Consider the following 17,226-nt stretch of genomic DNA (forward strand, 5'->3'; position numbering starts at 1 on the left):
TTTGGGGTTGTGGACCACGACTCGAGAGCGGTGTTCTTCGACGGCACGGCCGAGCACTACGACGATGACACCTTCCACGCGGCAGTGGCGGACGAGCTGATCGCGCCGCTGCCGTCCGAGCCGGGGGTCGTCCTCGACGTCGCCACCGGGACGGGCTTCGCGGCGTACGCGGCGTTGCGGCTGAAGCCGGTTCGCGTGCTGGCTGTCGACCTGTCGACGGCGATGCTCGCGAAGGCTCGGGCGAAGGCGCCTTCGCTGGACCCGTCGGGCGTGATCACGTGGCAGGCCGGGCCGGCGGTGCCGATGCCGGCGGACGACGGTTCGGCCGACGTGGTGCTGTGCGCGTCCTCGCTGCACTTCCTGGGCGCGGTGGCGTTCGCCGACTGGCTGCGGGTGCTGAAGCCGGGCGGACGGCTGGCGTTCTCGGTCGTGTCGGGAGCGCGCTTCCGGCCGTCAGGCCCGTTCGCGGACTTCGTGCCGGGAGATCTGCCGTTCCCGCTCGACGAGGCCGGGGCCGCCGCGCTGGCGAAGGACTTCGTGGACGTCTCGGCGAAGACGTTCACCGTCGACGACGGCGAGCGTGTCCGGAGCGTCTTCGTTGTGCACGCGACGGCACCGTGAACCTGGAGCGGTTCGCCGACGGCCACCTGACGGAGGTCACCACGGACGGCAGCCGGGTTTCACTGCGGCTGGAGGCGTACGTCGAGTACCGGCTCGTGCCGGGTGAAGTCTCCGTCGTCGAGGTCTTCGAGCTGGCAGCCGACCGGGCCGACCTCGAAACGGCCGGGGCGCCGGTCGCGGACCACACGATCGAAGAGCCGTCGTGGTGGGAAGAAGGCGGGCGCACGACCGTCGAGCTGTTCGCGCCGCTGCGGATCCGCGTGACGGCTGCTGCCTTCGACCTGGAGCTGCTGCGCACCGAACGGCGGCCGGTGCTGCCCCGGCCGTCCGCAAACGCTTGCACCTTCCTGATCCGGCCGCCGATCGATCCGGCCGAGGCCGGCGCGGTGTGGCGGACCCTCGGCGGCCCGGCGGGGACGCCCGCCGACCCCGACGGCTGGTTCCTCCAGCGCCGGGACCGGCTGGCGAGCTCCCCCACCGGTGTCTTCTGCACGACCGCGGCGGGCCGCGTCACCTTGGAGCGCCACGATGCGGACGATGAGCTGTGGCGGGCAGCCCGCCTGCTCGGACGGCACGCGAGCCGGGTGCGGTCCGGGAACTGCGTTTTCGGGCCCGCGGACTGGGTGGCTTGGGTGACGACCGGGACGTTGCCGCCCGTGGAGCGGCTCAGGCCGTGAAGTGGACCTCGCCGCGGGTCGCCGGGCCGTCCGGGCTCCCGCAGTGCTGGACGAACGTCGCGTCGACGCCGGTCGTCCGGCCGTCCGCGTCCTTGTCGAGCCGGCTGATCGTGAAGTCCGCGTAGTCGTCGCCGCACCCGAAGTAGGTGCTGACCACGAAGATCCCCGGCGTGCTCAACGCCGGGTCGCTCTGCCCGCGGAACCGCGCGCCGGTGTAGGTCCCGGTGTGCAGCGCCTCGCCGGCCGGCGCGCTGAGCTCGACGCGCAGGTCCTTCAGTCCCGACTGGACGTCGATCTTCAACACGCCGTCACGCTCCCAGACGGCGATCTCGTCGCCCGGGGCCGAGTACCGGGCGCTGCCCTCCAGCGGCCAGGCGCCGTCTTCCGAGGTGTAAGCGACCGTCTGGACCGGGTCCGCCGAAGCGACCGGCACGAGCGCCAAGCCCAGCCCGGCCGCGGCCGACAGGACCACGCAGGCACGACGAACAGAATTCACGGAACCTCCCCATCCCCAGGGCCGCCGACTGCGGCCTCGCCGATCATGCTGCCAGCACGACCCGCCGCCGAGAAGGGGATTTCTGCTCAACGGTGCAGCGAAGCGCCCTTGAGGATCTTGTCCACGGCGTTCTTCGGGCCGTGCACCGCCATTCCGGCGAGCGCCAGCTTCTCCCCCGGCACCGCGCGGACCGCCGCCCGGTTGTCGGCGTCGTTGCCGGTGTGGAACAGCTCGTCGGTGAAGATCGAAAACCGCAGCCCGCGGCCCAGCGCGCGGCCGTGCGCCGCGGTCAGGACGTCCGCCGTGCCGGAGAAGACCATGATCGGCTGGCCGAACATCGGCAGGTACTCCGTGCCGTCGGCGTCGAGGTACGGCTCGCCCATCAGCTCCGGCGTCACGTGGGCGATTCCGCTCACCAGGAACGCGGTGACGTTCAGCCGCTGCCAGGACGCCAGGTCGTCGCGGAGCAGGACGGCGATCTTCGTGTCGAAGGAACTCATGCCGCCAGACTCGCCCGGCCGCCACCCGCGCGTCTTGTACGTTCTTGACATGGCCCACGTGGAAGCTTGGCGGCCGGCGGTCCCGGGGATCGCCGAGGTCTTCCACGCGCGCTTCACCACCCACGCCTACCCGCTCCACACGCACGACACGTGGACGCTGCTGATCGTCGACGACGGCGTCATCCGCTACGACCTCGACCGCCACCACCACGGCGCGCTCGGCCTGGCCGTGACGCTGCTGCCGCCGAACGTCGCGCACGACGGACGGGCCGCGACCAGCCACGGCTTCCGCAAGCGCGTGCTGTACCTGGACACGTCCGTGCTGGGCGAAGACCTCGTCGGCGCCGCGGTCGACCAGCCGAGCGTCGCCGACGGGCTGCTGCGCACCCGGATCCACCAGCTCCACGAGTCCCTCGTCGAGCCCGGAGACGCCCTGGAAGCCGAGAGCAGGCTCGCGCTGGTCGCCGACCGGCTGCTCACCCACCTCGGCCGGCCGGCCACCCACGAACCGAAACGCGGCCTCGCCGACGACCTGAGGGAACTGCTCGACGCTCGCCTGCCGGACGCGGTGACGCTGGCCGAAGCCGGCGAGACGCTCGGCGCGCACCCGGCGTACCTCGTCCGCTGCTTCGGGGCGCGGTTCGGCCTGCCGCCGCACCGCTACCTGACCGGCCGCCGCGTCGACCGCGCCCGCCGTTTGCTTCTCGACGGCGCCCCGGCCGCCGAGGTCGCCGCCACGGCGGGGTTCACCGACCAGGCCCACCTGACCCGGCACTTCAAGCGCTACCTGGGCACGACGCCGTCGCGGTACGCGAAAACCCGGTGACGACGCCGCAGAACTTCCTCATCGCGATCGGCGGTCGCCGGTCACCGGCCCGGCGCTGTGTCAAGATGACGGCATGCTGCGCGAACTGCACCTGACCGGCGACCCGGCGGCCGACAAGCTGCTGAACGACGACCCGTTCGCCCTGCTCGTCGGGATGCTCCTGGACCAGCAGTTCCCCATGGAGCACGCCTTCGCCGGCCCGCGGAAGATCGCCGACCGGATGGACGGCTTCTCCCTGGCGAAGATCGCCGCGACCGATGTCGAGAAGTTCGTCGAGATGTGCGTGGTGCCGCCGGCGATCCACCGCTACGGCGGCTCGATGGCCCGCCGCGTCCACGCGCTCGCGCAGCACATCATCGAGACCTACGACGGCCGCACGGAGGGCATCTGGCTCGACGGGCGCCCGAAACCGGACGGCCCGGAAGTCCTGAAGCGACTGCGTGCGCTGCCCGGGTTCGGCGAGCAGAAGGCCAAGATCTTCCTGGCCCTGCTGGGAAAGCAGCGCGGCATCCAGCCGAAGGGCTGGCGCGAGGCGGCCGGCGCGTACGGCGACCGCGGCTCGCGCCGGTCGATCGCCGACGTCACGAGCGCCGAAACCCTCGCCGAGGTCCGCGCGTTCAAGAAGGCCGCCAAGGCCGCGGCCACATCGGGCTAACGCACCCAGACGCGCAGCGGACCCCACGGCTCGGCGCCGTGGTCCAGCGCGACCCGCAGCGCGTCGCCGTGTTCGTAGCCGACCACCGGGACGCCCGGGAACGCCGAAGCCACCGCCGCCACCGCGCCGGGCCAGGACTCGTCCGGTCCCGAGAAGTTGGACAGCCCCACCACGCCGTCGCCGCGGTGGGCGACGACCGTCGCCGGGCCGCGGGACAGCACAGCCACCGAGTCGTCGGCCGGGAAGCCGTGGGCGGCCGCCCGCCGCCAGCCCGGCTCGGGGATGCCCGGCCCGCACTCGATCCACGTCGCCTCGAACAAGATCGAGAACCCCGGCAGCTCCAGGGTCGCGAAGCTGTCCTTCACGGAACACCCCGCCGAGCCGTCGACGAACGGGAGGATGTCGGCGGCGGTGGCGTCCGGGGTCAGCGTCACCGCGTCCGGGTAGTACTCCGGGGTGCGGCGCGGGCTCGTCCACGCCCGCGGGCCGAACCGCCCGCCGCACACCAGATCGCACCAGGCCGCGTTCTCCGCGACCGTCCACTCAAGACGCATCACAGCAGACCGGCGAGCTTGTACAGCCCGAGACTTCCCGCCACCGCGACGTTCAGGCTCGCGCCGGTGCCCGCCGCCCATTCGCGAGCCAGCCAGCCCGGCGGGCCGAGGTTCGCGCCCGCGCAACGGCCACAGCGGCGCGGCCACATGTCCCGGAGTCTAACCCGTTCGCGGGGTCCACGGCGCCCGTTATCGCTCTTACTCTGGAGACGGAGGTGAAGCCCATGCACGCAGGAGTAGGAGACGAGATCCAGGTGCACGGCCGGACGGTCGGCTCGGCCGAGCAGCGCGGCGAGATCCTCGAGGTCCGCGGACCCGACGGCGCGCCGCCCTATCTGGTGCGGTTCGCCGACGGGCACGAAGGACTCGTCTATCCCGGGCCCGACTGCGAGGTCCTGACGCACGCCGACTAGACCGCGACCTGTTCCCGGGGCTCGCGGACGCGCCCCCACGCCGCGCCGACCAGCAGCAGCGCGACGAGGGTCAGCGCGGCCGCGACCTCGGGCAGCAGCAGCGGGCCGCCGGAGGCCAGCACCGCGCCGCCGACGACGCCGGACAGGCCGACGCCGAGGTAGATCGCGGACGCGTTGAGCGAGAGCACCAGGCCGGCGTGCCCCGGCGACAGCTCGATCAGGCGGTGCTGCACCGGCGGGTTGAACGACCACGTCGCCAGGCCCCACACGAACAGCGAGATCCCGGCCCCGACCGGCGTCACCGTCGTCAGGGGCAGCAGTGCCATCACGGCGGTGGTGGCCACGGTGACCACGAGCAGCGGCGCCCGCGAACCCCAGCGGTCGGTCACCCGGCCGCCCGCGAAGTTGCCGACCGCGCCGCCGACGCCGTAGCAGAAGAGCAGCACCGTCACGGTCGTGCCGTGCACGCCCGCGGTCGCCGCCAGCAGCGGTGAGACGAACGTGTAGACCATGAACGCGGCCAGGCAGGCGAGCACCGTCGTGGCCAGCATGACGAGCACCCGCGGGTCGCGGCCCGCGGCGAACCGCTCGGCGAGACTCACCCGCGGCGGTGCGGCGACCGTGGGCAGCGCGAAGCGCACGGCCAGCGCGCTCGCCAGCGAAAACGCCGCGACCAGCGCGAACGCCGTCCGGTAGCCGAGGTGCTGGGAAATGAGGCTGCCCAGCGGGACGCCGAAGATGAGCGCGACCGTCAGGCCGCCGAAGACCAGCGCGACCGCGCGGCCACGGCGTTCGGGGACGGTCAGCTCGGCCGCCACCGCGCTCGCCGCGGGCGTGAACACCGCGGCGCCGACCGCGGTCACCACCCGGGCCACCAGCAGGGAGCCGTAGCCGGGCGCGAGCGCGGCGAACAGGTTGCCGGCTCCGGTGACGGCGAGCGCGGCGACCAGCAGCGTCCGGCGTTCCCAGGTGCCGGTGGCGGCGGCGAACACCGGCGAGCCGATCGCGTACGCGATGGCGAAGGCGGTCACGAGCTGGGCCGCGGCGGTGGCCGAGACGTGCAGCTCGCCGGTCAGCGCGGGCAGCAGGCCGGCGACGATGTAGCCGCTGGTCCCGACGCCGAAGGCGCCGAAGGCGAGGATCGAGATCCTCGGCTGAGCGGGTGCGGACATGGGCTGGGCCCCCAAGCGAAGCAGGCGATTGGTTCGACGAACGTCGTAGTTCGACAGTCACCGTACTACGTCACTGCCGCAATTTCGACCGACGTCGTACGATGAGCCCATGGCCAAGACCGACACACTGCCGCCGATCGCCCACCCGGCCCGGGAGGAGATCACCGTCGAGAGCGTGCTCCGCGCCCTCGCCGACCCGGTGCGACTGGCCATCGTCCGGCAGCTCGCGGGCACCGGGCAGGAGATCGCGTGCGGCGGGCTCACCGTGCCGGTGACCAAGTCCACACTCACCCACCACCTGAGCATCCTGCGCCAGGCCGGCGTCGTCGCGGGCCGCCAGGAAGGCACGACCCGGTTCAACTCGTTGCGCCGCAACGATCTTGACGCCCTGTTCCCGGGTCTGCTGGACGGCGTTCTGGCCGCTCCGCGCTGATCACCGCGTTACGGTGTGGATCGTCACCCGATATCGGGATGACAACGGCCCCCTTCCCTTGTTGGACTGGGCGTAGGCAGCTCACGGCGCTGGGGCCGATTGGCTGTCTTTATTTATGCCCGCCAACTGAACCGATCCAGTAACTGAGCCTGGAACGGCCAAGTAATCGTTTACCCACCTTGGAAGGAGTGCCGTGCCCGTCGCGCTGCTCGCGCTCGCCATCGGAGCTTTCGGCATCGGGACCACCGAGTTCGTCATGATGGGCGTGCTGCCCCAGGCGGCCGCCGACTTCGGCGTCGACATCCCGACCGCCGGCTACCTCATCTCCGCCTACGCCCTCGGCGTCGTCGTCGGCGCCCCGCTGCTCACCGCGGTCGCCGTCCGGCTGCCGCGCAAGACCATGCTGCTGGCCATGATGGGCCTGTTCACGCTGGGCAACGGCCTGTTCGCGCTGTCACCCAACCAGGAGTTCGGCGTCGCGTTCCGGTTCCTCGCCGGCCTGCCCCACGGCGCCTTCTTCGGCGCCGGTGCCGTCGTCGCCTCCGGCCTCGTCGGCCAGGGGGAACGCGCCAAGGCCGTGTCGCTGATGTTCCTCGGCCTCACCCTGGCGAACGTCATCGGCGTGCCGCTGGGCACGCTGCTGGGCCAGCAGGTCGGCTGGCGCGCCACCTTCGGCGTCGTCGCCGTGATCGGCCTGGTCGCCGCGGCGGCCATCGCGAAGCTGGTGCCCCACCAGGGCCGGCCCGCGGACGCGTCGCTGCGCACCGAGCTCGGCGCGTTCAAGCGCCCGCAGGTGCACCTCGCGCTGGCCATCGTCACCTTCGGACTCGGCGGCGTGTTCGCCTGCCTGTCCTACATCACCCCGATGCTGACCGACGTCGCCGGCTACTCGCCGTCGAACGTCACGCTGCTGCTGTCCCTGGCCGGCGTCGGCATGACGATCGGCAACCTGCTCGGCGGCCGGCTGGCCGACCGCGCGCTGATGCCGAGCCTCTACATCGCCCTGCTGGCGCTGGCGTCCGTGCTGGGCATCTTCACCATCACCGCCCAGGGCAAGGTCGGCGCGGCGATCACGATCTTCTTCGTCGGCGTCGCCGGGTTCATGATCGGCCCGATGATGCAGGCGCGGATCATGGAGAAGGCGGGCGGCACTCCGTCCCTGGTGTCGGCCGCCGTCCAGTCCGCGTTCAACATCGCGAATTCGATCGGTGCCTACCTCGGCGGCCTGGTCATCGCCGGCGGCCTCGGCCTGGTCGCCCCCAACTGGGTCGGCGCCCTCCTCGCGGTCTTCGGACTCACCCTCGCGGTCGTCTCGGGCACATTGGACCGCCGCGAAGCCAAAGTGGAACGCCGCCGCGAACTCGCGATGGCGTCCTAAGAGGAGCTGAACGGGCCGCCGATGATCGTCAGGGCCACGTAGAGCACGGCCGCCGCGAGCCCGGTGTAGGTCACGATGTCCACGACCTTGCCGCGGATCGCGAGCAGGCCGGCCCTGGCGGTCGGCAGCACCGCCCGCAGCACCGCGGCGAGGAGGAGCGCGGCGCCGATCAGCGCCGCGCCCTCCCGCCAGTGGTACTGGAAGATCCGCAGCGCCGCGACGGCCACCACCAGCAGCACCACCGCGAACGGCAGCTGGCTGAACCGGCCTTGCCCGCGCCGGCGGTCGCCGATGTCCCGCCGGTCTTCGGTCATGGTCATCAGCCTTGAACCGAGCGTTCCGCCGCCTCGACGACGTTGCTGACGAGCATCGCCCGCGTCATCGGGCCGACCCCGCCCGGGTTCGGCGAGACCCAGCCCGCCACGTCGGACACTCCCGGGTGGACGTCGCCGGTGAGCTTGCCGTCCACGTGGGACACGCCGACGTCGAGCACCGCGGCGCCCGGCGCGACCATGTCCGGCGTGATGATCCCGGGCACCCCGGCCGCGGCGACCACGACGTCGGCGCGGCGGACCTCGGCCGCGAGGTCGCGGGTGCCGGTGTGGCAAAGGGTCACGGTGGCGTTCTCGCTGCGGCGAGTCAGCAGCAGACCCAGCGTCCGGCCGACGGTGATGCCGCGGCCGACCACGGTGACGCGCGCGCCGTTCAGCTCGACGCCGTGGCGCTTGAGCAGCTCGATGATGCCGTACGGCGTGCACGGCAGCGCCCCGCGCTGGCCGAGCACCAGCCGCCCGAGGCTGACCGGCGCGAGACCGTCGGCGTCCTTCTCCGGGTCGATCCGCTCCAGCACGCGGTTCGCGTCCAGGTGCTTCGGCAGCGGGAGCTGCACGATGTAGCCGTGGCACGCCGGGTCGGCGTTCAGCTCGTCGATGACGGCTTCGAGCTTCTCCTGGGTGATGTCGGCGGGCAGGTCGCGGCGGATCGAGTTGATCCCGATCTTCCCGCTGTCGGCGTGCTTCATCCGCACGTACGAGTGCGACCCCGGGTCGTCGCCGACCAGGACCGTGCCGAGGCCGGGCGTCACCCCCTTCGCGGCCAGGGCCGCGACGCGGGGCTCGAGCTCCGCGAAAATGGCGTTCTTGGTGGCCTTGCCGTCGAGAATCTTCGCCGTCACGCGCCCCATTCTGGCAAAGCGACCCCCGCGCGTCGCTTCCAGGCGTGACCGGTCGCAGCGCGTAGAGTCCCCGCTACCCCAGACGGTCCATTCGCGACACCGCCCGCGATCAAGCTGTGATCTATGACATGTCGCATCGCGCGAGGTCAGACCGTGTACCACCGGGTGAGCGGGCGGCAAAACCCACATGCGGGGTGCACTCACGCGCGCGAACAGTCAAAATGTGCGGGTGGCACAACCGACGACGCAGCTGAACGCGACCGAGCAGGACACCCTGGTCAAGCAGATCGGACTAGCCCTGCTCCGTGCCGCCCCGCGCGACTGGCGCAAGGTCACCGCGGAGTACCGAGCCGTCGGCAGGTACCACGAGCTGACCGGCGAGATCGTCACCGAGGACGGCACGGTGCACGAGTGGCTCGCCACCCATGACATCGCGACCCTCTTCGGCAGGCTGCGCGGGGGCATGTACCGCGACGGCCGCGGAACGTGGTTCAACGCGCGCTACCAGCTGGACCATCCGTCCAGTTACAACCTCGAGTACAACCGCGACGAACCGGTGTGGAACCTCGCGCCGCCGCCGCAGGCCTACTCCGACGAGCTGCGGATGTTCCCGCGCACCGAGGAGAACGTCCCCGAATGGCTGATCCGGCGGATGTCCGGGCTCGGCCCGGAGCAGCCGGGGCCGCACTTCCGGATCGCCCGGATCTTCGACACCGTCGGCCCGGCGGGCCGTCCGGTGATCAACCGGCCCGACCTCGAGGTCGACGAGCAGGACCGCCTGCTGGAGTACCTGGAGGCCGCGCCGCTGGTGGTGCCCGAGCGCGGCTACGACATCGACCGCCTCGCCGCGACGCCGGAGGCCACCGTCCCGGTCGCCTTCCACAGCGACGGCCAGTGGATCTGGCCCGCCGCCGTCAACTTCTACCTGCACAAGTACGGCGTTTCGCCCGAACCGGACCTGGTCGAGCACGTCCGTTCGGTCGGCTTCACGCTGCCGTCGGTCGACGAGCCGACGCTGCAGGCCGCCGCCGCGTACCTGACGCGGGGCAGCCAGCCGCCGCCTCAGCAGCAGCGCCCGGCCGGGCCGCCGCCCCAGGGGCCCCCGCCGCAAGGCCTGCCGCCCCAGGGCCCGCCGCCGCAGCAGCAGGGACCGCCGCCCCAGCAGGCCCCCGCGGGCCCGCCGCCCGCCATGGCCGCCCCGGTGCCGCCCGCCGCGCCGCCGCCGCAGCAACTGCCGCAACTGCCGCACCAAGAGGAGCCGCCCGCGCCGGTGGAGCCACCGCTCGCGGCGCACGCCCCCGAGCCGGAAGCCCCGGTCGAAGAGCACGAATACGCCGCAGAGGGCTACGACGACCAGGAGTTCGACGACCGCTTCGCCGAGGAGGACTCCTACGGCGAGGAGTACGAGCACCCCGAGCACGCCGTGGGCTCGAACGGCGCGTCGCCGGAGCCGGGCCGGGTGCCCGACCTCGACGAGACCGCGGAGTACGTGCCCGACCAGCCGATCGGGCACGAGGAGGAGGCTCCGCACGACGGCGAGTCCTTCCCGGGCCGGCCGGACGACGAGCACGCCGCGTTCCAGCCGCCGCGGGACGACACCCCGTCACACGGCTTCCAGGCGGCCGAGCCCGGGTTCGAGGCTGATCCGTCCGGGCACGACGAGGAAGCGGACGAGCCCGCCGGGTTCGGCGCCGGTCCGCGGGACGAGGAACCGGCGCACGCCGCGTTCGACGCCGGCCCACCGGCGCGGCACGAAGACGAGCACGCCTTCCAGCCCCCGCGGCGGGAGGACCAGCCGGCGTTCGACCCGGGTCCGCCGGTGCGGCACGAAGACGAGCACGTCTTCCAGCCGCCCAGGCGCGACGAGCAGCCCGCGTTCGACCCGGGCCCGCCGACCATGATCACCCAGCCCGAGGTGCCCGGCGTGCTGCCGGTGCCCGAGCCGGTGGCCCCCCAGCCCGCCGCCCAGGCGGAGCCGCCCGCGCCGCCGCAGCAAGCTCCCCGGTCCGGCCGCCGCGCGCTGCGCCGCGAAACGCCGGACCACCCGGTGCTCGCCGGGCTCCAGACCAAGCTGGACGAGCTCGACGTGCCCGAAAGCAGCTACAAGCTGGGCGAACCCGCCGAGCACGGGTGGAGCGTCGAGCAGGTCGAGGACGGCTGGCGCGTCGGCTGGTACGACGGCAAGCTCAGCAACCCCGCCGTCTTCGGCGACGCCGAGGACGCCGCCGCGTTCATGCTCGGCAAGCTGCTGCTGCACCCGGAGGGCCACGTGCCCGCCGAGGAGCCGCCCGCGCCGGAGCCCGAACCGGAACCCGAGCCGGAACCGGCGCCGCAGCGGGTCGTCGCGACGCTGTCGCCCGAGATCGCGACCGGGTCTTACCCGGTCCGCAAGCCCGAACCGGTGCCCGCCCAGGAGCAGACGGCGTTCACCAGCGCCGAGGAGCTGTTCGGCGACCTCGAGGACGACGAGCCGCCGGCTCCGCCGCGCCAGCCTGCCCCGGTGCCCGCCGGACCGCCGCCGATGGACCGGCAGCAGGCAGGACCGCCGCCCGCTCCGCCCGCCCCGCCACGACGTGAGCCGCCGCAGGCCGCGCCGACCGTCCTGGCCCCGATGCCGCAGGCCGCGCCGTCGGTCCCGCAGGCACCGCCGCCCGCGCCGCCGCGCCGAGAGGAACCCGCTCGCCCGGCGGTCAACGGCGGGGGTGGCGGTGGCCAGCAGCAGTGGCCGATCTCGCCGATGGCCGGCGAGCCGCCGCTGACGCTGTTCCGCGGCAAGGAGCTGCGCGAGCTGCCCGCGGGCAGCGAGCTGGACCGCTTCGGCGGGCCGAACGGCAACCTGACGTACGCGGCGGGCACACCGTTCGCCGAGCGCTCGCTGGTGCCCGAGTGGGTGAACCGCCCGTACCACGTCTACCGGGTGCAACGGCCCCTGGAGGCGCTGGCGGGCGTCGCGATCCCGTGGTTCAACCAGCCGGGCGGCGGGTCGGCGTACCTGCTGCCGGCGTCGATCGAGGAGCTGCTCGCCGAGGGCGACCTGATCGAGCTCGACCCGGGCGAACCCCCGGTCGACTGACGCGGTCCGGGAAAACCGGCGGCCGGCCAGCCGCCGGTTTTTCCGTTTTCAGCGGACAACGAGGCCGTGGGCGGCGGCGAAGGCGATCGCCGTCTCGACGTCGACCTCGGCACCCCGCAGGTCGGCCTGGACGAGGGCGTTCGCGTCGAGGCGCGCGCCACGCAGGTCGGCGCCCTCGAGCTTCGCGCCCTGCAACCGGGCGCCGGTCAGGTCGCTGCCGCGCAGGTCGGCGCCGGTGAGGTCGGCTTCGGTCAGGTTGGCTTCCCGCAGCCGCAGGCCCGACAGCCCGAGCCGGCGCAGCCGCGCCTTCGCCAGCGACGCCAGGGAGAGATCGCACTCGGTGAGCGCGATCCCGCCGAACCCGCTGTCGGTGAACGACGTGCCCAGCAGCGAACACGCCGTCCAGCGGCTTTCCACCAGCACCGTCCGGTCGAAGGTGCACGAGCGGAACGCCGACGCGTCGTGCCGCGAGCGCGACAGGTCGGCCCGGCTGAACACGCAGTCGTCGAAGGTGCAGCCGCGCGTCCGCAGCCCGCTCAGGTCCGCCCCGGTGAAGTCGCAGCCGGTGAACCGGCGCTTTTCCCACCACTGCCCGGACAACACCGCTTCGCGGTAGTCCTCCCCCGTCTCCAGCACGGCCCCAGGGTGTCACACCCGTGACTGGAGCTTCGCACCCTGGACGTAGTTCATCGCCTCGACGTACTCGGGCAGCCGCGCACGACGCATCATCTCGGCTTCGTCCAAGTTCTCCAGCCGCGTCTGGATCCACCACAGGTTGCCGAAGGGATCGCGCACCCGGCCGACGCGATCGCCGAAGAACAGCACCGTCGGCCGGGTGACCTCGGTGGCGCCGGCCGCGATCGCCCGCCGCTGGGTCTCCTCGCTGTCCGGCACGTAGAGCCGAAGGAAGGCGGGAGTTTCGGCCCAGTCGCCCGGAGCGTCGAACGCCATCACGACCGCGTCGCCGATGCGCACCTCCGCGTGGCCGATCTTCCCGTCGTCACCGACGACCCGGCCCAGCTCCTCGGCGTCGAAGGCCCGCTTCAGGAAGTCGAGCAAGCCGGCGGTGTCGCGGCCGATGATCCACGGGGTGACCGTCGTGTAGCCGTCGGGAACGGGGCTGACCATGTTTCCTCCTCGGTTCGTTGCCGAGAGGCTATGACCGATATAGGTCAGGTCCTGGCCGCTGCGAAAACCGGATGAGGGGCCGCGTCGAGATCATTACGGTGGCGGGATGCCCGACGAGCAATACGCTGACGCCGGCCTCGACCCGGCCGAGAGGGCATGCTCATCCAGGCCCGCCGCCGCGACGACGTCGAGTGGGTCCACGGGGATTTGTCGACCACGGCCTGGGACAGCGAGTTCGGCTTCGCCGTGATGACCGGGCACGCGTTCCAGGTGGTGCTGACCGACGATGAGGTGCGCACGGCGTTCGCGGCGATCCGGCGCGCGTTGCGTCCCGGCGGCCGATTCGGCTTCGACACGTGCAACCCCGCGGCCCGTCACCGGAAGTCCCGCGACTTCGCCTTGATCCGCATCGGCAGCGCCTCGACGCGGTCGGCGAGGACGCTGACGACGCCGTCGGCCTTCTCCACCACCCCGCGGATCAGCAGCGCCGGGCTGGCGCGCGCGACGCGGTGGTAGCGCTGCCACAGGCCGAGCGTGCAGATCACGTTGACCATCCCCGTCTCGTCCTCGATGTTGAGGAAGGTGACCCCGCCGGCGGTGGCGGGGCGCTGCCGGTGCGTGACGGCGCCGCCGATCAGCACGCGCGCGCCGTCGTCCAGGCCGGCCAGGCGGTCCGCTGGCACGACGCCGAGCTCGTCGAGGCGGTCGCGGATGAACTCGGTCGGGTAGCTGCCCGGCGACACGCCCGTCGCCCAGACGTCCGCGGCCGCGACGTCGAGGCCGTCCATCCCGGGCAGCACCGGCGCCGGCGCGCCGACCAGTCCGGGCAGCTTCTCCGGGCGTTCCCCGGCGACCGCGCCCGCGGTCCACAGCGCCTGGCGGCGATCGCCGCCGAAGCCGGCGAACGCGCCGGCCGTGGCCAGGGCCTCGATCTGCGGGGTCGTCAGCCGCACGCGGCGGGCGACGTCGGCCATGTCGGTGTAGTCGCCGTTTTCGATCCGCTCGGCCACGATCCGCTTCGCGACGTCTTCCCCGATCTTCCGCACGGTGCTCAGCCCGGTGCGGACGTCGTGGAACTGCCCGGTGCCCGGCTCCAGCGTCGCGTGCGGCAGGCTGCGGTTGATGTCCGGGCCGTGCACGGTGACGCCGTGGCGCCGCGCGTCGGCGACCAGCGACTGCGGTGAGTAGAACCCCATCGGCTGCGCGCGCAGCAGACCCGCCAGGAACGCGTCCGGGTGGTAGAACTTGAAGTAGGCACTGGAAAAGACCAGGTGCGCGAAGCTCAGCGCGTGGCTCTCGGGGAAGCCGAAGTTCGCGAAGGCCTTGAGTTTCAGGAAGATCTTCCGCGCGAGTTCTTCGTCGACGCCGTTCGCGACGGCGCCGTCGAGGAACCGCTGCCGCAGCCGGTCCATCTTCCGGTCGGACCGCTTGGAGCCCATCGCGTGCCGCAGCTGGTCGGCTTCGGCGGCGGTGAAGTTCGCGACGTCCAGCGCGATCTGCATCATCTGCTCCTGGAACAGCGGCACGCCCTTCGTCTTGTGCAGCGCGTTTTCCAGCAGCGGGTGGTCGTAGTCCCACTCCTCGATCCCCTGCTTGCGCCGGATGTACGGGTGCACCGAGCCGCCCTGGATCGGGCCGGGCCGGATCAGCGCGACCTCGACGGCGAGGTCGTAGAACTTCTTGGGTTTGAGGCGGGGCAACGTGGCCAGCTGGGCCCGGCTCTCGACCTGGAACACGCCGATCGCGTCGGCACGGCACAGCATGTCGTAGATGTTGCCGTCGGTGAGGTCCAGCTCGGCGAGGTCGACCTTGTCACCCTTGTACTCCTCGACGAGGTCGAGCATGTAGTGCAGCGCCGAGAGCATGCCGAGCCCCAGCAGGTCGAACTTGACCAGCCCGGCGGCGGCGCAGTCCTCTTTTTCCCACTGGATCACGCTGCGGTTCGCCATCCGCGCCCACTCGACGGGCACGACCTGGCTCACCGGCTCGTGGCACATGACCATGCCGCCGGAATGGATGCCGAGGTGCCGCGGGAAGTCCTCGAGCGCGAAGGCGAGCTGGACGACGTCGTCCGGGATGTCGTGGTCGTGGTCCTTTTCCGTGCTGCGCAACGAACCCCAGCGGTCGATCTGCTTGCTCCACGCGTCCTGCTGGCCCGGCGAGTAGCCCAGGGCTCGGGCGGCGTCGCGGACGGCCGACCGCGCGCGGTAGGTGATCACGTTCGCGACCTGGGCGGTTCGCAGGCGGCCGTGTTTCTCGAAGACGTACTGGATGGCCTCCTCGCGGCGGTCGGACTCGATGTCGAGGTCGATGTCGGGATAGCCGTCGCGGTCGGGGGCGAGGAAGCGTTCGAAGAGCAGCTTGTTGGCCACCGAGTCGACCTTCGTGATGCCGAGCGCGTAGCAGACAGCCGAGTTCGCGGCCGAGCCGCGACCCTGGCAAAGGATCTTGTGCTTGTTGCAGAACCGCACGATGTCCCAGACGATCAGGAAGTACCCGGGGAAGCCGAGCTCCTCGATGATCTCCAGTTCGTGCTTGATCTGCGCCTTGGCTTTCTCCTCGTGTTCCTTGCCGCCGAAGCGTTCCCCGGCGCCTTTCCAGGTCAGCTCGCGCAGGTAGGTCGTCTCGGTGTGGCCCTCGGGCACGTCGAACGGCGGCAGCTCCGGGGCGATCAGCTTGAGCGGGAACGCGCATTCCATGCCCAGCAGGGCGGCGCGGCGGACCGCACCGGGGTAGCGCCGGAACAGGACGTCCATTTCGGCGCCGCTGCGCAGGAACGCCGTCCCGGCCGCGGGGAGCCAGCCTTCGAGTTCGTCGATGCCGCGGCGGGCGCGGATGGCGGCGAGCGCGTCGGCCAGCGGGGCGCGTTCGGGCCGGGCGTAGTGCGCGGCGGTAGTGGCGACGGTCGGCAGCTTCAGGTCCTCGGCGAGCCGGGTGAGGAGGTCGTTGTGGGTGCTGTCGAGCGGCTGACGGTGGTCGGTGAGCTCGACGTAGACGTTGTCGTGGCCGAACCGGTCGACGAGTTCTTTCAGTTTCTCGGCGGCGGCCGCCGGGCCGTGCGTGACGAGCGCCGAGCGCACCGCGCCTTTGCGGCACCCGGTCAGCACCACGCACTGCCCGGCGACCTCCTCGGCGACCGCACCGAGGTCGTAGATCGGCTTGCCCTTTTCGGCTTTCTCGTGGATCTGGCCGGCGGTGATGGCGCGGCAGAGGGCCCGGTAGCCCTGGTCACCGCGGGCGAGCAGCAGGAGGTGTTCGCCTTCGGGGTCGGCGACGCCGTTCTGCGGGCCGGGCAGCCCGAAGCTGAGTTCGGTGCCGAACACGGTGTTGACGCCGAGTTCCCGGGCGGCCTCGGCGAAGCGCACGACGCCGTACATGCCGTCGTGGTCGGTGAGGGCGATGGCGTCCAGCTTGAGGCGCGCGGCCTCTTCGACGAGCTCTTCGGGATGGCTGGCGCCGTCGAGGAAGCTGAAGTTGGAGTGGCAGTGCAGCTCGGCGTAGGGCACGCGGACGGCCTCACCGCCGTCGTCGGTGCCACGGGCGGGGAGGTCATCGGGCCGCCGGTAGCCGTCGCGGTGACGTCCCCAGGCGGGACTGTCACCGTGGTCGCCGGGCGGGGCGCCGCCGGCCAGGGTGCGGGCGAGGTCCTTCCACCGGACGGGTGGGTTGTTCCAGCCCATTCACCGGCCCCCGGGGTGGTCTCGCTGCTGTTCCTCGGCTTGGCGGCGGCGGTGCCAGTTCGTGGGGTGGTTCCAGCGGCTGCGGGCTTCGGCTTCGCTCATGCGGCACCCGTTTTCCCGGGACGGGCGCGGGACCGGAAGGGCGATCACCGGGCAGATCCACTCCTCGTCGGCGGCGGGGTGCGCGGCGGGCAGTTGCCCGCGGACCGACCACGTTTCGCCTGAGCCGGGCTCGGGAAGCCGCCGGTCGACCGGCCGATCGCGATCGGCGGTCGGCTCGGGTTCCAGGAGCTGCTCACCGGGCGGGCGGTCGCGTTCGTCCGGGGCGGAGCCCGGCTGCGGAATTCCCCGCAGCCACTCGCGCTCCTGCGCGGCCTGGCCAGGTGTTGCCCCCGGTTCGGCGCGCAGCCAGTTCCGCAGCCTCCGTGCGTAGTCCTCGTCCATGC

Annotated in this window: 19 protein-coding genes and 1 pseudogene; 9 read left to right on the plus strand and 11 right to left on the minus strand. The window is 72.2% G+C overall.

What is annotated here, in order from left to right; translation table 11 throughout:
• Positions 1-9: 9 nt before the first annotated feature.
• Both CF165_RS19095 and CF165_RS19100 read left to right on the plus strand, forming a co-directional pair.
• Complete coding sequence (locus tag CF165_RS19095) at positions 10-621, plus strand: class I SAM-dependent methyltransferase (RefSeq protein ID WP_093948889.1); 612 nt, start codon at positions 10-12, stop codon at positions 619-621.
• Positions 618-1,298: a hypothetical protein gene (locus tag CF165_RS19100; protein ID WP_093948890.1), complete on the plus strand. Its 681-nt coding sequence runs from the start codon at positions 618-620 to the stop codon at positions 1,296-1,298. The genes CF165_RS19095 and CF165_RS19100 overlap by 4 nt, the downstream gene beginning before the upstream one ends.
• Here the strand turns inward: CF165_RS19100 and CF165_RS19105 are convergent.
• On the minus strand, positions 1,288-1,794 hold the full coding sequence (locus tag CF165_RS19105; RefSeq protein ID WP_240521660.1) for a hypothetical protein: 507 nt from the start codon (positions 1,792-1,794) through the stop codon (positions 1,288-1,290). The genes CF165_RS19100 and CF165_RS19105 overlap by 11 nt on opposite strands.
• Positions 1,795-1,880: 86 nt before the next feature.
• Positions 1,881-2,294 (minus strand): DUF2000 domain-containing protein, encoded by a 414-nt coding sequence (locus tag CF165_RS19110; RefSeq protein ID WP_093948892.1) that lies wholly within the window; start codon positions 2,292-2,294, stop codon positions 1,881-1,883.
• A 49-nt stretch (positions 2,295-2,343) separates the two neighbouring features.
• Here CF165_RS19110 and CF165_RS19115 point away from each other — a divergent pair, with 49 nt between their 5' ends.
• Both CF165_RS19115 and CF165_RS19120 read left to right on the plus strand, forming a co-directional pair.
• A complete protein-coding gene (locus tag CF165_RS19115) occupies positions 2,344-3,120 on the plus strand; it encodes a helix-turn-helix domain-containing protein (RefSeq protein ID WP_093948893.1) in 777 nt (258 codons plus the stop codon).
• 73 nt (positions 3,121-3,193) lie between these two features.
• Positions 3,194-3,775 carry an HhH-GPD-type base excision DNA repair protein gene (locus tag CF165_RS19120; RefSeq protein ID WP_093948894.1) on the plus strand — a complete coding sequence of 194 codons (582 nt, stop codon included), beginning with the start codon at positions 3,194-3,196 and terminating at the stop codon, positions 3,773-3,775.
• Here CF165_RS19120 and CF165_RS19125 read toward each other — a convergent pair.
• Complete coding sequence (locus tag CF165_RS19125) at positions 3,772-4,329, minus strand: hypothetical protein (RefSeq protein WP_093948895.1); 558 nt, start codon at positions 4,327-4,329, stop codon at positions 3,772-3,774. The two genes, CF165_RS19120 and CF165_RS19125, sit on opposite strands and share 4 nt — an antisense overlap.
• Positions 4,329-4,478: a hypothetical protein gene (locus CF165_RS52670; protein WP_240521661.1), complete on the minus strand. Its 150-nt coding sequence runs from the start codon at positions 4,476-4,478 to the stop codon at positions 4,329-4,331. The genes CF165_RS19125 and CF165_RS52670 overlap by 1 nt, the downstream gene beginning before the upstream one ends.
• Before the next feature lie 75 nt (positions 4,479-4,553).
• On the opposite strand from CF165_RS52670, the gene CF165_RS19130 reads away from it, so the two are divergent.
• On the plus strand, positions 4,554-4,742 hold the full coding sequence (locus tag CF165_RS19130; protein WP_093948896.1) for a DUF1918 domain-containing protein: 189 nt from the start codon (positions 4,554-4,556) through the stop codon (positions 4,740-4,742).
• Here CF165_RS19130 and CF165_RS19135 read toward each other — a convergent pair.
• Positions 4,739-5,914 carry an MFS transporter gene (locus CF165_RS19135; protein WP_093948897.1) on the minus strand — a complete coding sequence of 392 codons (1,176 nt, stop codon included), beginning with the start codon at positions 5,912-5,914 and terminating at the stop codon, positions 4,739-4,741. The two genes, CF165_RS19130 and CF165_RS19135, sit on opposite strands and share 4 nt — an antisense overlap.
• Before the next feature lie 109 nt (positions 5,915-6,023).
• On the opposite strand from CF165_RS19135, the gene CF165_RS19140 reads away from it, so the two are divergent.
• A complete protein-coding gene (locus CF165_RS19140; protein ID WP_093948898.1) occupies positions 6,024-6,347 on the plus strand; it encodes an ArsR/SmtB family transcription factor in 324 nt (107 codons plus the stop codon).
• Positions 6,348-6,540: 193 nt separating this feature from the next.
• Complete coding sequence (locus CF165_RS19145; RefSeq protein ID WP_093948899.1) at positions 6,541-7,725, plus strand: MFS transporter; 1,185 nt, start codon at positions 6,541-6,543, stop codon at positions 7,723-7,725.
• Here the strand turns inward: CF165_RS19145 and CF165_RS19150 are convergent.
• Together CF165_RS19150 and CF165_RS19155 are read right to left on the minus strand one after the other, a co-directional pair.
• Entirely contained in the window at positions 7,722-8,045 is a 324-nt protein-coding gene (locus CF165_RS19150; RefSeq protein ID WP_093948900.1) for a DUF3017 domain-containing protein, read from the minus strand. The two genes, CF165_RS19145 and CF165_RS19150, sit on opposite strands and share 4 nt — an antisense overlap.
• Positions 8,045-8,899, minus strand: a complete 855-nt coding sequence (locus CF165_RS19155; protein ID WP_093949007.1) for a bifunctional methylenetetrahydrofolate dehydrogenase/methenyltetrahydrofolate cyclohydrolase — start codon at positions 8,897-8,899, stop codon at positions 8,045-8,047. Before CF165_RS19155 ends, CF165_RS19150 begins: the two co-directional genes overlap by 1 nt.
• 223 nt (positions 8,900-9,122) lie before the next feature.
• Between CF165_RS19155 and CF165_RS19160 the strand changes: the two genes are divergently transcribed.
• The gene (locus CF165_RS19160) at positions 9,123-11,972 is read left to right on the plus strand and encodes a glycohydrolase toxin TNT-related protein (RefSeq protein WP_093948901.1); all 2,850 of its coding nucleotides are present in this window, start codon (positions 9,123-9,125) and stop codon (positions 11,970-11,972) included.
• Positions 11,973-12,020: 48 nt separating this feature from the next.
• On the opposite strand, the gene CF165_RS19165 is transcribed toward CF165_RS19160, so the two are convergent.
• Positions 12,021-12,608, minus strand: a complete 588-nt coding sequence (locus CF165_RS19165; protein ID WP_093948902.1) for a pentapeptide repeat-containing protein — start codon at positions 12,606-12,608, stop codon at positions 12,021-12,023.
• Between the two features lie 12 nt (positions 12,609-12,620).
• On the minus strand, positions 12,621-13,100 hold the full coding sequence (locus CF165_RS19170) for a VOC family protein (protein ID WP_093948903.1): 480 nt from the start codon (positions 13,098-13,100) through the stop codon (positions 12,621-12,623).
• 156 nt (positions 13,101-13,256) lie between these two features.
• Here CF165_RS19170 and CF165_RS52675 point away from each other — a divergent pair.
• A pseudogene (locus CF165_RS52675) lies at positions 13,257-13,385 on the plus strand (SAM-dependent methyltransferase); the annotation flags it as partial.
• 89 nt (positions 13,386-13,474) lie between these two features.
• Here CF165_RS52675 and CF165_RS19180 read toward each other — a convergent pair.
• The gene (locus CF165_RS19180; protein WP_093948904.1) at positions 13,475-16,780 is read right to left on the minus strand and encodes an error-prone DNA polymerase; all 3,306 of its coding nucleotides are present in this window, start codon (positions 16,778-16,780) and stop codon (positions 13,475-13,477) included.
• Positions 16,781-17,224, minus strand: a complete 444-nt coding sequence (locus CF165_RS19185) for a hypothetical protein (protein ID WP_093948905.1) — start codon at positions 17,222-17,224, stop codon at positions 16,781-16,783.
• Between the last annotated feature and the right edge of the window lie 2 nt (positions 17,225-17,226).

It is taken from the genome of Amycolatopsis vastitatis, assembly GCF_002234595.1.
Taxonomy (GTDB): Bacteria; Actinomycetota; Actinomycetes; order Mycobacteriales; family Pseudonocardiaceae; genus Amycolatopsis; species Amycolatopsis vastitatis.

Bases quoted from the DNA above. Each gene is read 5' to 3' on its own strand.
- CF165_RS19110 (WP_093948892.1), bottom strand. From the start codon at position 2,294: ATGAGTTCCTTCGACACGAAGATCGCCGTCCTGCTCCGCGACGACCTG.
- CF165_RS19115 (WP_093948893.1), top strand. From the start codon at position 2,344: ATGGCCCACGTGGAAGCTTGGCGGCCGGCGGTCCCGGGGATCGCCGAG.
- CF165_RS19120 (WP_093948894.1), top strand. From the start codon at position 3,194: ATGCTGCGCGAACTGCACCTGACCGGCGACCCGGCGGCCGACAAGCTG.
- CF165_RS19125 (WP_093948895.1), bottom strand. From the start codon at position 4,329: ATGCGTCTTGAGTGGACGGTCGCGGAGAACGCGGCCTGGTGCGATCTG.
- CF165_RS52670 (WP_240521661.1), bottom strand. From the start codon at position 4,478: ATGTGGCCGCGCCGCTGTGGCCGTTGCGCGGGCGCGAACCTCGGCCCG.
- CF165_RS19130 (WP_093948896.1), top strand. From the start codon at position 4,554: ATGCACGCAGGAGTAGGAGACGAGATCCAGGTGCACGGCCGGACGGTC.
- CF165_RS19135 (WP_093948897.1), bottom strand. From the start codon at position 5,914: ATGTCCGCACCCGCTCAGCCGAGGATCTCGATCCTCGCCTTCGGCGCC.
- CF165_RS19140 (WP_093948898.1), top strand. From the start codon at position 6,024: ATGGCCAAGACCGACACACTGCCGCCGATCGCCCACCCGGCCCGGGAG.
- CF165_RS19150 (WP_093948900.1), bottom strand. From the start codon at position 8,045: ATGACCATGACCGAAGACCGGCGGGACATCGGCGACCGCCGGCGCGGG.
- CF165_RS19170 (WP_093948903.1), bottom strand. From the start codon at position 13,100: ATGGTCAGCCCCGTTCCCGACGGCTACACGACGGTCACCCCGTGGATC.
- CF165_RS19180 (WP_093948904.1), bottom strand. From the start codon at position 16,780: ATGGGCTGGAACAACCCACCCGTCCGGTGGAAGGACCTCGCCCGCACC.
- CF165_RS19185 (WP_093948905.1), bottom strand. From the start codon at position 17,224: ATGGACGAGGACTACGCACGGAGGCTGCGGAACTGGCTGCGCGCCGAA.